Genomic DNA, 14,470 nt, shown 5'->3' with positions numbered 1-14,470 from the left:
TAAATCCTGCGCCAAGAGCCTATACCGGCTTTCCGATCCGTCGGAGTACGACTACCTTTGGGTTTACACAAGCGCCCGTAGCTCAATTTGGATAGAGCGTCTGACTACGGATCAGAAGGTTGGGGGTTCGAGTCCCTCCGGGCGTGCCGCCGAGACCGATCCCGGACCGATCGGCACAGCCGGTGTGATCGCATCCCGTACTCCTTGTGACACACTGTGACTCTCGTCGTTCGAGGAGTTGGTGATGCCCGTAGTGCTGGAAGAGGCCGTCGCGGAACTGCCTGCCCCGGTCCGGCGCTGCCTTCTCCGTTCGGGGGTCGTCGGCCGGGAAACACCCACCGTCGCCACCGTGTGGCAGGAGGGAAGACTCCGGCAAGGGCGTGAGAGCCGTTGGATCTCCTTCACCGCCCGTGAGGAGTACGACCTCGATCCGCCCGGATTCGTCTGGAAAGCCGCACTGAAGCTGGGTGGTCTGACCGTGGGTCGGGCAACCGATTCGCTTGCCGCCGGGCACGGCCGGATGCATGTGCGTTTGCTGGGTTTGCTCAACGTGGTGGATGCGACCGGATTGGAGATGGACCAGGGTGTCGTCGTGCGGTGGTTGAACGAGACCATGTGGTTTCCGGCGGTGTGGGCGACCGACGTGATCTCCTGGGAGCCTATCGACGAGACGTCTGCGCTCGGATCGGTACGGGTGGGCGACCTGACGGTGGGGGCCGAGTTCCGGTTCGACCACGACGGGCACCTGGTCGACTTCCGGGCCGATCGTTACCGTTCCGTGGAGTCGGGATTCGAGATGGCGCGGTGGTCCACGCCGCTGACCGAACACGCCGTCTTCGACGGTATCGAACTCCCGTCTCGAGGTTGTGCCGTGTGGGCCCTCGAGGACGGCGACCTCGAGTACATCCGTATCCGGGTAACCGGCGTCCGCTATTCGTACTAGACCCGGGCCGCGTCGGAGGGCTCCGGTGGAGCGACCTGCTCTGCTCCGACGGCGGATGACGCATGCGGCCGTCCGGTTCACTCATAGCGGATCGCCAGGCCGGGCTGCATGCGGACGGCCCTCCGCAACGGTGGCCGCAACGCGAGTCTCGCCACCACGATCACGCCCAGCAGAGCGGCGAACGGCAGCCATACCGGGAAGAGGAGGTCGAGAGGAGCGTGGAGCGCCCGTCCGAACATCCAGACTATGAGCTCGGCCAGTCCGTAGCCGATCGGGATTCCGACCAACCACCCGCCGACCGATATTGTCACGCCCTCTGCTCTGAACATGCGGCGCAGGTCCCGTGAGCGGGCCCCGAGGCCGCGGAGAACCCCGACTTCCCGGGTCCGTTCGAGCACGTTGGTAGTCATGGCACTCACCAGGCCGATCATTCCGACGGCGAGGATGGGCAAGGCGAACAACTGGATGACGCCTCCGACGATTCTGTCTTCCCGTCGTGCCGCTTCGAGGTCCGCGTAGCGGGGGCGGACCGTGATCGGGTTTCCCGGCTGCCGGAGCAGGACGCTGATCTCGGCCGCCACCCGATCGACGACCTCCGGTTCCGGCGAGGTGGTCTCGACCCAGTAGACCGGCGGGGCGGGTAGCTCCTCGATGGCGAGCACCGTCGTCATCGGCATCCAGAGGAACTTGCCGTCCTGAACCAGTCCGCCGTCGATACCGATGATCTCGACGGAACGAATGCCGGTCCCGGTGCTGATCTCGAGCGCGTCCCCGATGCCGGTACCAGTGATGTCGGCGATTGGAGCTCCGACGACGCCGACCAGTGCGGAGCCGTCGACCTCGTCGGCGGTGAACCAGCGGCCGGAGGTGAGGATCGGATCGTAGATCGGGTCGACCGGAAGTCCCCGTACTGTCAGTTCTCCTCCGTCGTACCGGGCCCTGGCGTCCACCGTCGGTTGCACGGCGGCCACCCCGGACAGGCCGGTGATTGCCCCGGCGGCTTCGGGGTCGAGAATGCGCATCTCCCCGTACACCGTGATGTCGCTGCCTTCCCGGGCGAGCGTCTCGCTGGAGAGCGAAACGCCCGTCAGCGCAAATGCCCCGAACCCGATCGCCGCACCGATTCCGAGTGCCACCTGTGCGACCGCCGAGAGGCTGCGGGCCTTCCGGCGGGCGACGTTGCGAACCCCTATCCGGGCCATGCTTCCAAGGAACGGAATACCGGCGGCCGCTCCGTCGAGGGCGCTCCGCCCGAACCGGTTCCCCGTGCCGTGATCGGTGAGGGCCTCGTGCACGGAGAGTTTCACAGCGCGACGCATCGCCGGCAGCGCGGCGAGCGTGGTGGCGGTCAGTCCGACCACTATGGCGGCCAGCGCGACGGGGAGGTCGAATCTCCAGGTCGCTTCGATACCGAGGAGGTTCTCCTGGGCGTAGGCGCCCAGAGCCCATTCGACCGGCAGGCCGACGGCTGTGCCGAGCGCCGCTCCCGCGCCGCCCAGCAGCATTGCCGACCTCAGGTAGCTTCCGCGTATCGCCCGGCGCGATGCGCCGAGGGCCTTCATGATGCCGATCTCGCGTGCCTGCCCGCGCACGATCGTGTTCATGGTCGTGGAGATGAGGATCAAAGCCGATCCGGTGGCGACTGCGGCCAGTACGTAGAGGAGCGGGAGCAGACGATCGAGCTGCTCGTGACCTGCCCAGGAACCGGGTCTGACCGTCTCGGACAGTCGCCAGTAGGCGGCTTCCGGGGCTACCCGGGCAAGGTAGGCATTGACGTCTTTGAGGGTGGCGTCGGCCAGGTTGGCGTCGGCCAGCCGTATCTCGATCGAGTTGAATCCTTCGGCTGCCAGGAAGAGGCGGACGATGTCGGAAGATACGTAGAAGACGGGGGATTCGTCCTCCGGATGAGGGTTGAAGCCGGTGGTACCGCCGACGCCCGAGACGGTGAAGGGGTAGAACTCGGCGTTTCCGGCACGAATCTCGACGCCGGCCCCCGCCGTGAGCTGCAGGCGGTTCGACCTGACGGTGGCTGCGTCCAGGATGGCCTCGAGGCCGTCGGCGGCCGGCAAACTGCCCGTCTCCACGGCGACAACGTTGACGGGTTGATCGGTGAAGTCATCGACGCCGACCAGCCAGACCTGATGTTCCCGACCCTCTACACGGGCCATGGTTTGCCAGACCGGACGGCTGTCGACCGCCGCCACGTTGGATAGGGCTGCGAGACCTTCCAGTTGTGCAGGCGTTATCTCGGCTTCGGCGGGAGGCGGCTCCGCCCCATCCCCGGAGTACCAGAGGTTCTGTGGCGATAGGCGGATGTGGTGGGCGATGTCGATATCGCGCCGGTGTCCCATCGCCGTGTCCAGGGCGCGCGGCGCGGCCAGAGTCCACACCGCTGCAACTGCGGCGGCGATCGTGATGATCGTGAAGCTCGAGCGGAGCGGGTGTTGCCTCAGGTCACGAAATGCTTTCCTGGTCAGCGTCGAGGGCATCACAAACCTCCGCGATCGACCACCCGCCCGTCCCGGACGGACACCACCCGATGGGCGTATCCGGCGAGCCGCTCATCATGGGTCACGAAGACGATGGTGGTGCCGTCCCGGTTCAGGGCCACGAGAAGTTCCATCATGTGCTCGGCTGTGGCCGAGTCCAGGTTGCCGGTCGGTTCGTCGGCAACCAGCAGCCGCGGATGGTTGGCGAGTGCCCGGGCGATGGCTACCCGCTGCTGCTCGCCGCCGGAGAGCTCGGCCGGAAGATGGTCGAGGCGATCACCCAGGCCCACCAGCTCGAGGTTGCCGGCGGCCCGATTGGCGTGTCCCGGCTCTTTTCGCCGGCCGTTGAACTCCATGGGCAGCAGAGCGTTTTCGAGGGCGGTCAGCACCGGTATCAGCTGAAAGAACTGGAACACGATGCCCACATTGGCACTTCGCCAGCCGGCCAGATCCTCCTCCGTCATCTGATCTATCCGTTCACCGGCCACGGTGACCGATCCGCCGGTGGGGCGATCGATTCCCGTGATGATATTGAGAATCGTCGATTTGCCGCTTCCCGACGGACCGACGATCGCCACCAGTTCACCCTCGGCGACTGCGAGGTCCACCCCGCGCAGCGCCTGGTGCTCCACCCTGCCGGTCCGGTAGGTCTTCTCGACGGCCGACAGCCGGATTCCGCTGCCTTTCACGGGCCCGGCGCCGGCCGGCCGTGTTGTCCCGGGTGCATGCAGTCGCATCATCAGCGGGACTCCCCGGCCGTGTGAATAGGCGGCCGGAACGCCGGAGCGGACCGCACAGCCGGGACCCGACGGGAGTTCGTTTCGGACCCTGAGGCTCCAACTCCCTTCGCGCGCCGGGCGAGTTCGGCCTCGAGCAGCCTCGCTTCCATCAGCACCCGGGCGGTGGTGTAGTCAAGGAGGTACATCGCCGGTTCCTTTCTCTGGTCAATGTCCTGAATCCATCGTCCGGGCTGCCGGCTGTGGTCGGGCTGTCGCGGGGCTGTGAGTTCAACGCAGCCGGCATCGACCGCGTAGGGTTTCGGCATGGAGTTCCGGATGCTCGGTCCACTCATGGTCGAGGACGACGGACGGGAGATCACGCTGGGCGGGCCGAGACAGCGAACCGTTCTGGCGCTCCTGCTGGCGAACGCGAACAAGGTCGTGTCCACCGACTTCCTCATCGACGAGCTGTACGGAGAGGTCCCGCCCGAAGCTGCTCGTAAATCGCTTCAGAGTTATGTCGCCAACCTTCGCAAAGCAGTCAACGTCGGCAGCGAGATGCTTCGTGGCCGCCCACCCGGTTACGTGCTCGAAGTCGAATCGCGCCACGTCGACGCGCTGCACTTCGAATCACAGGTCATGCAGGCTCGCGCCGTGCTGGCCGGCGACCCGGCCGAGTCCGCCCGGCGCCTCACCGATGCGCTCGGCCTCTGGTACGGAATCCCGCTCGTCGATGTGGCGGACGAGTCCGCCGTGCTGCGAAACCTGGCCGGGAGGCTCGAAGAGCTCCGCCTCACCGCGGTCGAACTCCGCATCGACGCCAATCTGGCTCTCGGCCGGCATCAGACGATGGTGCCCGAACTGGAGAACCTGACCGTCCAGTACCCGTTCCGGGAGCGGTTCTGGGAGCAGCTCATGCTGGCTCTCTACCGATCGGCCCGCCAGGGGGATGCACTCAGGACCTTCCAGAAGGCCCGGCGCCTCCTCGCCGACGAACTCGGAATAGACCCGTCGCCGGAACTGCAACGGCTCGAGCAGCGCATACTCGAGCAGGACCCGGAACTCGGCGGGGTGGTCGAAACGACTGTGCCGTCGCCGGCGCTGCCCGAACCCGGGCGAACCGTGCGCGGCTATGAGCTCAGACAAACGCTGTTCGACGACGGCGAGACGCGCCTGTTCCGGGCGTATCACCCGGCGGTCGGCCGGGAGGTCACGATCGAGGTGATCGGGGCCCCGCGCTCGGACCAGGCCGGTTTTGTCCGCACGTTCGGGCCCAGGGCCGCCGCCGTTGCCCGGCTCGAGCACCCGCACCTGGTTCCGCTGCTCGACTACTGGCGAGAACCCGGCAGTGCTTGCCTCGTCACACGCTGGTACGAGGGAGGAACCCTGGCCGATGCGCTGCGGACCGGACCATGGACGACCCGGTCCGTGCTGCGAATGGTCGGGCAGATCGCCCCCGCCCTGGCAGTGGCTCACCGGAGCGGAGTGACCCACGGCCGCCTCGACCCTGCTGCCGTGCTGCTCGATCGGGCAGGCAACGCATACCTGGGCAGGTTCGGCCTCGCAACGGACGGAACGCGTGGTGATGTCCCGCACGAGTCGGCTGCGGCGGCCGATCTGGCCGACCTCGCCCGTCTCGTTTCCGAGGCCCTCGGCGGGAGTCGGGTGGATCCGGCAGGGCATCCTCTGCTCCCCGGGTCGGTGGGTCCCGCGATCGTTGCAGCGTTGACGAGCGCTCTCGACGATCCGGCGGGACGGAACGTAGAGCAGTTCCTGGCCGAGTTCCGGGCTGCGGCCGGCTCCGGTCCGGACGCAGCCGCGCCCAGCGCTCCCCGCCCGGCCGCCAACCCCTACAAGGGACTCAAGGCGTTCACGGAGGCAGACGCCCCCGACTTCTTCGGCCGCCGGAGCCTCACGCGCAGCCTGCTGGCCCGGATGGCGGAACGGGATGAGCGGTTCCTGGCGATCGTCGGACCCAGCGGAAGCGGCAAGTCGAGCGTCGTTCGGGCCGGGCTCGTACCGGCCCTGCGGCGAGGAGAGCTTCCCGGATCCGAGCAGTGGTTCATAGCCGAGATGTCCCCGGGGGCGAGTCCGTTCGAGGAGTTGGAGACCGCGCTGTTGAGGGTGGCGGTGAATCCGCCCGCCACGCTGCTCGAGCAACTGGAGGGAGACTCGCGCGGACTGCTCAGAGCGGTCCGTCGCGTTCTGCCGGGTCCCGGAGTCGAACTGGTGCTGGTGGTCGACCAGTTCGAGGATCTCTTCACGCGGGCCGGAAGGGCGGACCGTGACCGGTTCATCGAGAGCCTCCTCGTCGCCTGCACAGAGCCGAACGGACAACTGCACGTCGTGATCACCATGCGGGCCGACTTCTACGACCGGCCTCTGGAGAATCCCGCACTGGCGGGGATCTTCAGCCGTTGCATGGAGACCGTCTACCCGATGACACCCGAAGAGCTGGAACAGGCCATATCCGGTCCGGCGGCGCGTTCCGGGGTGGCAGTCGAGCCGGAACTGGACGTGCGGATCGTTGCAGACGTGGCCGATCAGCCCGGGGCGCTGCCGCTGCTGCAGTACGCCATGACCGAACTCTTCGACCGGCGGACGGACTCCCTGCTCACCTCCGATTCCTACCAGGAGATCGGCGGGGTCCTGGGCGCTCTCGCCAGACGCGCCGAGGAATCATTTCAGTCCCTCGACGCGGACGGACGGGCCACCGCTCGCCAGCTCTTCCTGCGGCTGGTGGTGCCCGAATCCGGCGGCGGGACCATCCGCCGGCGGGTTGCCCGGTCCGAACTCACCGGAATAGAGGACCGGCGAGACGTCGAGACGGTCATCGAGAAGTTCGCAGCGAGCAGGCTTCTCACACTCGACCACGACCCAGTCACCCGCGCCCCGACGGTTGACATCGGCCACGACGCCCTCATCGAGGAGTGGCCCCGGCTGCGTGACTGGATCGGGGATGCTCGCGAGGACCTCCGGCTCGGACGCCGCCTGGCGGCGGCAGCCGCCGAGTGGAGAGAGTCCGGGAACGACGACGGCTACCTTCTGTCCGGCAGCCGTCTCGCCCAGTATGAGATGTGGTCCGGTGCCGCCGACGTTGCGCTCACTGCCGGCGAACGGTCCTATCTCGACGCCAGCCTGGCTCGCAGGGCGACCCTCGAAGCGGTCGAGCAGGAGCGCCGGCAGCGGGAACTGGTGCTCGAGCGTCGCTCCGCTCGCCGGCTCCGGATCCTGGTCGGCGTCCTGGCAGTCTCCACGTTGATCGCCGGCGCCCTGACGGTGGTGGCGAGGAGCCAGACCCGGCAGGCGGAGCGAAACCTCGCCGTCTCGACCGCCAGGGCACTCACTGCCGAGGCGGTCGGGAACCTGGAGGCCGATCCCGAGTTGTCGGTTCTCCTCGCACTGGAAGCGGCGCGCACGGTGGAGGCGGCCGGCGAACCGGTGCTGCGGGAAACGGTCGAGGCGCTGCACCGGGCCCTCCTCGCCGACCGGGTCCTGGTGGCGGTGCCCGGCGGGGCGGGAGCTCTCAGTCCGGACGGAACTCGCCTCGTGACCGCCGATCCCGGCACGGTTATGGGTGGCGGGCCGGCGCGAGGAACGTTGACGGTTTGGGATGCGGCCACCGGAGAGGAACTCATCACGCTGGAAGGGCATACCGGCCGGACCACCGACGCCGCCTACGACCCGACCGGAGGCCTGATCGTGTCGGCTTCGATGGACCGGACGGCTCGTCTCTGGGACGCGACGAGCGGCCGCGAGTTGCAGACCCTGGCCGGTCACCGCGGCTGGTTGACCAGCGCGAGCTTCAGTCCCGACGGTTCGCAGGTGCTGACTACCTCGGTAGACGGCACCGTTCGTCTCTGGTCTGCCGCCGGGGGCGAGCCTCTGGCGACGTACTCGTTCGACGACATCGTCACCGATGCGGCGATGGCTCCCGACGGAAGGCTGGCCGTCGCCCTCGATATGAGCGGCGCCGCCGTCGTCGCCGTCGACGGAACCGAGTTGCTGCGCCTTTCCGGCCACGGTGCCGGCGTTTGCGCAGTCGCTCTCGATCGGGACGGGACCCTGCTCATGACCGGCGGACAGGACGGCCTTGCCGTTCTGTGGGATGCAGTGACGGGCGAGCAGATGAGGGCGATCCAGGGCCACTCCGGCCCGGTGTGTGGTGTCGACATCAGTCGAGACGGCCGGAGGCTGGTCACGGCGGCCGAGGACGGAACGGCGCGAATCTGGAATGCCGCAACAGGAGAGCTCGAGCTGACTCTCTACGGCCACCGCGCCGGGATCGGGGCAGCGCGGCTGAGTCCCGACGGGAGACGACTGGCGACCGCTTCCGGCGACAAGACGTCCAGGGTGTGGGAGGTGTCCGGCCGCGGAAGCCGCGAGGACGCCGTCTTTGCCGATGACGGTGCTTCAATGACGGTGGCCCGGCTCAGCGAAGACGGCAGCGTTCTCTTCACCGGTGCCGAGGACGGGTCCGGGATTCTGTGGGGAACGGCCGACGCCCGCTTGTTGCATCGGCTGGAAGGCCACACGGGACGGATCTTCGGGGCGGCCTTCAGTGGCGACGGTGCGCTGCTGGCCACTGCCGCCGAGGACACGACGGCCCGGATCTGGGAGGTTCGGACCGGCCGGTTGCTGCATGTGCTGACCGATCACGGCGACGGCGTGTGGGGTGTCGACTTCAGCGCGGCGGGTGACGTCCTGCTGACCGGCAGCCTCGACAGTACGGTGCGGATCTGGGATGTGGCAGCCGGAACCGCTTCAGCCACCATCGACCTCAGCGGGCGAGGGGTCTTCTCGGTCGGCTTCGGTCCGGCAGAGGACCTCATCTATGCAATCGGCGAGGGTGTGAGCGTTTTCGAAGCCGGCACTATGGCGCCTCGCTTCACCCTCGACAACAACCAGGGGGCCGCGCTCGACCACGCATTCAGTCCGGACGGCGCGTTGCTCGCGGTAGCCGGAGCCGACGGGACGATCGTCCTCTATCAGGTCGACAGAGACGCAGACGTTCTGCTCACCGAGATCCGGATCCTCACCGGTCACACGGGGGGAGTGCTCGACGTCGAGTTCAGTCCGGACGGCACTCTGCTCGCTTCGTCGAGCCTCGACAACTCGGTCAGGCTCTGGACCCCGGACGGTGCAGAACTGCTGAGCCTCCCGGGGGTGACCTCACCGGGAACGATCTCCTTCAATGCCGACGGCACCCGGCTCGTCGTGCCCGGAGCCGATGGATCTGCCCGGATGCTGATCGTTCCCGAAGATGAGCTGTTCCACAGTGCAATCGATCGGCTGAGCCGGGGGTTGACGCTCGAGGAGTGCGAACGGTTCTCCCTCGAAGCCGGCTGCGGTGAATCTTGAGTTCGTCGCGAGCAACGGGAGGCGGCTCGGCCTGCCGGGCTCGGTGGGATGCACCGGCCCAGGATGGCTAGTTTGAAGCGATCCCGGTTGCGGAGGAGACGACCATGAGCAAGGTATCGGTAATCGGCACGATTACGTGCCGGGACGGCAAGGCCGGAGAGATGGAGAAGGTTCTCACCGCCATGGTCGAGGCTGCGCGCGGCGAAACAGGGGTCGAGATCTACTCGTACCACCGCGGCGAAGGCAACACCTTCTGGTTCTTCGCCCTGATGGCAGACGAGGAATCGATGCGGAACCACGGTCGGGGTGAGGCGATGCGAGCGGCCATGTCGGCGTTCGGACCGCTGGCCGACGGTCCTCCGCAAATGACCGTCACCACCCCGGTCGCGGCATTCGGCCTCGACCTCTGAGCGCCCCGGAGGTCATTCGACGAACAGGACTCCGTCGCGCTCGACCACCTTGCCCCGCCGCAGCGGCATGACCAGCGTCAGGGCTTTGAATGCCGTTCCGAGACCCGGAATCCTGGCGAAGATCCCCTGGGGCCCGCGCACCATGCGCCCCGTCTTGGTGTTGTACTTGGCGCCGTGCCAGGGGCAAACGAGACACCCCTCCTCGTCCACGGTGCCGCCGGCGAGGTCGGCGTACAGGTGGCGGCACCTGCGCGAGACGGCGAAGACCTCGCCGGCGTTGCCGACCGCATAGTGGCCGGCCCCGACGACCGTACCTGGTGGCAGCTCGGCCGCGGGTCCTACTTCGATCTCCTCGGACATCGGCGCGGCTCCTCTCGTAGCTGGTCCGGATGAGCTTAGGGAGACTCGAAGCCTCCGGTTCCCATCTCGGCGAGTTCGGCGGCTTCTGCCCAGTTCTCCCTGGCCTCGCTGGCGGCCGCCAGGCCGACCAGCAAGGCGGCTGCCGGGTCCGCCCACCACCAGTCCAGCAGGGCGTTCAGCGTCAGCCCGAGCATGGTGCCTGCGGACAGTATCCCGTCGAGGAACGTCATCGACGCCTCCGAGCGCAGCGGAGCCGACTCGAGCCTGTCGGCCAGGCGCTTCTTGAATCCGGCGAGGGTGAACATGACCACCGCAGTGACGGCCAGATAGGCGATTCCCCACGGGGACTCCTCCGGACGGCGTCCGCCGACCAGGTCCCGGATACTGAGCGAGACGAGAACCAGGGCGAGCAGGGCGAACGCCACCGACACCAGCCGGAGGGCGAGGGCAGTCCGCTCCGGATGGTCGAAATCGTGGCCCGGTATCAAATGCCAGACGACGACGGCGGATGCGAACACCTCGATGATCGAGTCGGATCCGAATCCGATCAGGGCCAGGGACCCGGCCGCGATTCCCAGCCCGATGGTCAGCACCGCCTCTCCGAGGTTCCACCCGATCGTCGCGTACTCGAGCCGGAGGGCTCTTCGGTTGAGGTCGGAGCGGTCGCGGTCGGTCATGGACGCCGCATTGTGCCAGACATTTCGGCTCCGGCGTCCGTCTCACGCAGGAGGGAACCGCCGGCGGAGATGGAGAGTCGTCGAGCCGGCGCCCTACGGGTTCTGGAACTCCGCCTTCGGGCCCAGGTAGTACCACCAGTTCAGGAACAGGCAGATGGCGTAGAAGACGGCAAATGCGTAGAGGGCGATCTCGGGGGTGGTCTTGGTGATCTGCTCGCCGAACTCCTGGGGCACGACGAACGCACCGTATGCGGCCACCGCGGAGGTCCACCCGAGCACCGGTCCCGCCTGCTCCTGGTCGAAGACCATGGCGATGGTGCGGAAAGTGGATCCGTTGCCGACGCCGGTCGCCGCGAACAGGACCAGGAACAGCAAGAAGAAGGGTAGGAAGAAGTCCTCAGGAGTTGCGGACTGGTAGGCCTGCTTCATGAAGTAGGCGACGCCGAGGGCACTGGCGATCATCGTCACCGACACCCATTGCGTCACCCGCGCCCCGCCCAGCTTGTCTGCGATCCATCCGCCGACAGGGCGGATGAATGCCCCGATGAACGGGCCCATCCAGGCGAACGTCAACGCCGACGGGCCGTTGGGATTGACGAGATCGTGGGTCATGACCCCGTCCACCATTATGTGCTGGAACCCGAAGATGACCTTGATGGCCAGGGCGAATCCGGCCGAGTAGCCGATGAAACTCCCGAACGTCATCGTGTAGATGACGCTCATGATCCAGGTGTGTTTGTTCCCGAAGATCTTGAACTGGCGTTCGAGGTTCGGTTTGATCTCGCCGCGCAGTTGCTTGAGGAGCAGAACCGTTCCCCAGATCACGAGTCCGATGATCGGGTACTTGGCCCAGGTCCATCCCAGTCCCGTCGGGCTCGGCAGTATGAAGAAGAGACCTATCGCAGCCGGTATGAAAGCAAGGCCCAGCATGCCGGTGATCTTGACGAACGAACTCAGAGCCGACCCGATGTTCGGAGACACGTGCTCGGCGCGGATGTTGTCCATCTTGAACCAGCCGAGGAAGGCGAGCGGGATCAGGAACACGAGCCACACGAACCCGGCGTTGTGAATCCAGGTCTCGGTCCCTTCGGCGATCTTGCCGATGAGGGTTCCGGATGTCGTCTCGAGGATCATCGAGCCCCCGCCGAAGAAGCCGAAGGTCATCATCAACGGGATCAGTACCTGCATAGTCGTGACGCCCGCGTTTCCCAGACCGGCGTTCAACCCGAGCGACAGGCCCTGCATGCGCTTGGGGTAGAAGAAGCTGATGTTCGACATCGACGAGGCGAAGTTCCCGCCGCCCAGACCGGACAAGCCGGCCAGCAACTGAAAGACCCAGAGCGGAGTGTCCTGAGACAGGAGGGCGAACCCGGTGCCGGCCGCCGGAATCATCAGCAGGGCAGTTGTGAAGAAGATGGTGTTTCTCCCACCGGCCAGCCGGATGAAGAAACTGCTCGGGATGCGAAGACTGGCTCCCGTCAGGCCGGCGATGGCCGACAAGGTGAACAGCTCGGCGTTTGTGAACGGGAACCCCAGATTGAGCATCTGGACTGTGATCACGCTCCAGTAGAGCCAGACGGCAAAGCCACACAGCAGGCTCGGAATCGATATCCAGAGGTTCCGCTTGGCGACCTTCTTCCCGGTGCTCTCCCAGAATGCCTCGTCTTCGACGTCCCACTCGTAGATGTCAGCCATTCTCAATTCCTCTTCCCGCGGGCACGCCCGCGATGCCGGCCTGCTACTGGTACTTCGACTATGCCTCGAGGCGACCTTCCGCGTCGTGGACGAACTCCTCTACGAACGAATCCTCGGGTTCCTCGAGCATGAACAGCGTCACGATGAAGCTGAGCGCCGCGCCGGATGCCAGGACGAAGAAGAAGGTCTTCGAGTCGACCAGCGAGAACAGCACCAGGTAGATGACGGCCCCGACGTTGCCGTAGGCGCCCGCCATTCCTGCTATCTGTCCCGTCATCCGCTTGTTGATCATCGGGATGATGGCGAACGTGGCGCCTTCCGCTCCCTGCACGAACACGGAGGCGAAGATCGTGATGGCCACCGCCACGACGAGCCACCAGAGCCCTCCGAACATCGGAACGACCGTCTTGAGCCCGTCGGCGTCGACCCCGCCGTCCCATCTGCCGATGAAGGCCATCAGCAGGAATCCAACTGCGATGCCGACCATATAGATCAGCATGGTTCGTTTGCGGTTGGCCATTTTGTCGGACAGGTATCCGCCCAGCGGCCGGGCTCCCAGATTCACGAACGCGAACGATGCCGCCACCACCCCGGCGACGGTGGCGGTGACCAGAGGGCTTCCGCCGCTGTCCTTGAGGGGAACGAAGGTGTTCTCGAAGAACTTCGGCAGCATCGACACGACGGCCAGTTCCGCACCGAAGTTGGCGAAATAGGTGCTGTTGAGGGCCGCCACGCTGCCCCAGTGGTACCTGTCCCCGTCGGGAACGCCCGCACGCAGGTACGGCAGGTTGATCTGCAGGGTTTTGAAGACGTGACCCGCATAGACCGCCAGGAGTATGCCGTAGATGACGAGCAGCGCTCCGTCGGAGATGACCGCCTCGCCGTCGATCTCGACGTTGCTGATTCGCCAGGCGAGAACCCCGAGAGCACCTACGAGCGGGAACGACCAGGCGAGATACTGGACCAGGTCACGGTACGACGTAACCATCATCGGTTCCGTCTTCTTGGCTTTGTGGAGTTGCTCGCCGGCCGGTACGTCCCGGACGAGGAAGTAATACAGCACTCCGTAGGCGCCCATGACGAAGCCGTTGGCTCCGAGCGCCCACCGCCAGGCGTTGTCGCCGAGTCCGAACCAGCCGTCCATGACCGTGATCGCGAACCAGGGGAGCGTCATGGCGGCGAAAGCCGATCCGAAGTTCCCCCAGCCGGCGTAGAACCCTTCGGCTCTGCCGATGTATTTCGGGGGAAACCACTGGGCGACCATCTTGATCCCGATGACGAATCCGGCACCGACCGAACTGAGCACGAGGCGGGCGATCAGCATCTGCAGGAAGGAGTCGGCGAGGACGAAAGCCAGGGCGGGCAGCGCCATCACGATCATCAGGCCCGAGAAGACGACACGCGCCCCGAAGCGGTCGATCAGGGCCCCGACCACGATGCGGGCGGGAATCGTCAGTGCGACGTTGGCGATCAGCAGCACCTTCACGTGCTCGTCCGTGAGCCAACCGACCGAGTCCAGCATCGTGGTGGCCATCGGCGCCATGTTGAACCACACATAGAACGTCATGAAGAAAGCGATCCACGTGTAGTGGAGCGTCCGGATTCGTTCCTGGCTGAAGTCGAGCAGCTTCGGCGGCGTCTCGCCCGTGGACGGCGACCGATCGTCCTGACTCATGTTCCTCTCCTTTGAACCGAGCTGTTGTCCAACCGGCGTACCCCGACTCCCGGGTCGTTGGTGTCAGATCGGGCACCAAGCCGCGTCCTCGATGAACGCCCGCGACGTGTTTGTAGCGGAAAATCTTCTCAACGTCAAGTG

General features: G+C 66.2%; 10 protein-coding genes and 1 tRNA gene. 4 read left to right on the top strand and 7 right to left on the bottom strand.

The genetic code is table 11. The features are described from left to right. Positions 1-71 precede the first annotated feature (71 nt). Positions 72-146: transfer RNA gene (locus tag VLT15_09895), tRNA-Arg, on the top strand. Positions 147-244: 98 nt separating this feature from the next. Further along, positions 245-943 (top strand): DUF6544 family protein, encoded by a 699-nt coding sequence (locus tag VLT15_09890; protein ID HSR45528.1) that lies wholly within the window; start codon positions 245-247, stop codon positions 941-943. A gap of 77 nt (positions 944-1,020) precedes the next feature. On the opposite strand, the gene VLT15_09885 is transcribed toward VLT15_09890, so the two are convergent. From VLT15_09885 to VLT15_09875, 3 genes are read right to left on the bottom strand one after another with little or no spacing between them, the layout of a single operon-like run. Next, the gene (locus VLT15_09885) at positions 1,021-3,432 is read right to left on the bottom strand and encodes an FtsX-like permease family protein (GenBank protein HSR45527.1); all 2,412 of its coding nucleotides are present in this window, start codon (positions 3,430-3,432) and stop codon (positions 1,021-1,023) included. Then, entirely contained in the window at positions 3,432-4,172 is a 741-nt protein-coding gene (locus VLT15_09880; GenBank protein ID HSR45526.1) for an ABC transporter ATP-binding protein, read from the bottom strand. Before VLT15_09880 ends, VLT15_09885 begins: the two co-directional genes overlap by 1 nt. Further along, complete coding sequence (locus tag VLT15_09875; GenBank protein ID HSR45525.1) at positions 4,172-4,357, bottom strand: hypothetical protein; 186 nt, start codon at positions 4,355-4,357, stop codon at positions 4,172-4,174. The genes VLT15_09880 and VLT15_09875 overlap by 1 nt, the downstream gene beginning before the upstream one ends. Before the next feature lie 118 nt (positions 4,358-4,475). Between VLT15_09875 and VLT15_09870 the strand changes: the two genes are divergently transcribed. Then, positions 4,476-9,512, top strand: a complete 5,037-nt coding sequence (locus VLT15_09870; protein ID HSR45524.1) for a BTAD domain-containing putative transcriptional regulator — start codon at positions 4,476-4,478, stop codon at positions 9,510-9,512. Between the two features lie 104 nt (positions 9,513-9,616). Next, complete coding sequence (locus VLT15_09865; GenBank protein ID HSR45523.1) at positions 9,617-9,922, top strand: putative quinol monooxygenase; 306 nt, start codon at positions 9,617-9,619, stop codon at positions 9,920-9,922. 12 nt (positions 9,923-9,934) lie between these two features. Here VLT15_09865 and VLT15_09860 read toward each other — a convergent pair whose 3' ends face one another. The 4 genes from VLT15_09860 to VLT15_09845 form a co-directional block, all read right to left on the bottom strand. Continuing rightward, on the bottom strand, positions 9,935-10,282 hold the full coding sequence (locus tag VLT15_09860) for a Rieske 2Fe-2S domain-containing protein (protein HSR45522.1): 348 nt from the start codon (positions 10,280-10,282) through the stop codon (positions 9,935-9,937). Positions 10,283-10,317: 35 nt separating this feature from the next. Continuing rightward, positions 10,318-10,959 (bottom strand): cation transporter, encoded by a 642-nt coding sequence (locus VLT15_09855; protein HSR45521.1) that lies wholly within the window; start codon positions 10,957-10,959, stop codon positions 10,318-10,320. A gap of 93 nt (positions 10,960-11,052) precedes the next feature. Continuing rightward, positions 11,053-12,654, bottom strand: coding sequence for an antiporter (locus VLT15_09850; GenBank protein HSR45520.1), 1,602 nt, complete (start codon positions 12,652-12,654; stop codon positions 11,053-11,055). 58 nt (positions 12,655-12,712) lie between these two features. Next, entirely contained in the window at positions 12,713-14,329 is a 1,617-nt protein-coding gene (locus VLT15_09845; protein ID HSR45519.1) for an MFS transporter, read from the bottom strand. Positions 14,330-14,470 lie beyond the last annotated feature (141 nt).

The sequence above is a fragment of the Acidimicrobiia bacterium genome (assembly GCA_035471805.1).
Taxonomy (GTDB): Bacteria; Actinomycetota; Acidimicrobiia; order Spongiisociales; family JAHEDJ01; genus JAHEDJ01.
Note: the sequence above shows the minus strand (reverse complement) of the source record. Positions and strands in the feature narration are given on the sequence as shown.

Excerpts from the sequence above, each read along its gene's own strand:
- VLT15_09890 (HSR45528.1), top strand. The coding sequence starts at position 245 with ATGCCCGTAGTGCTGGAAGAGGCCGTCGCGGAACTGCCTGCCCCGGTC.
- VLT15_09885 (HSR45527.1), bottom strand. The coding sequence starts at position 3,432 with ATGCCCTCGACGCTGACCAGGAAAGCATTTCGTGACCTGAGGCAACAC.
- VLT15_09880 (HSR45526.1), bottom strand. The coding sequence starts at position 4,172 with ATGATGCGACTGCATGCACCCGGGACAACACGGCCGGCCGGCGCCGGG.
- VLT15_09875 (HSR45525.1), bottom strand. The coding sequence starts at position 4,357 with ATGTACCTCCTTGACTACACCACCGCCCGGGTGCTGATGGAAGCGAGG.
- VLT15_09870 (HSR45524.1), top strand. The coding sequence starts at position 4,476 with ATGGAGTTCCGGATGCTCGGTCCACTCATGGTCGAGGACGACGGACGG.
- VLT15_09865 (HSR45523.1), top strand. The coding sequence starts at position 9,617 with ATGAGCAAGGTATCGGTAATCGGCACGATTACGTGCCGGGACGGCAAG.
- VLT15_09860 (HSR45522.1), bottom strand. The coding sequence starts at position 10,282 with ATGTCCGAGGAGATCGAAGTAGGACCCGCGGCCGAGCTGCCACCAGGT.
- VLT15_09855 (HSR45521.1), bottom strand. The coding sequence starts at position 10,959 with ATGACCGACCGCGACCGCTCCGACCTCAACCGAAGAGCCCTCCGGCTC.
- VLT15_09850 (HSR45520.1), bottom strand. The coding sequence starts at position 12,654 with ATGGCTGACATCTACGAGTGGGACGTCGAAGACGAGGCATTCTGGGAG.
- VLT15_09845 (HSR45519.1), bottom strand. The coding sequence starts at position 14,329 with ATGAGTCAGGACGATCGGTCGCCGTCCACGGGCGAGACGCCGCCGAAG.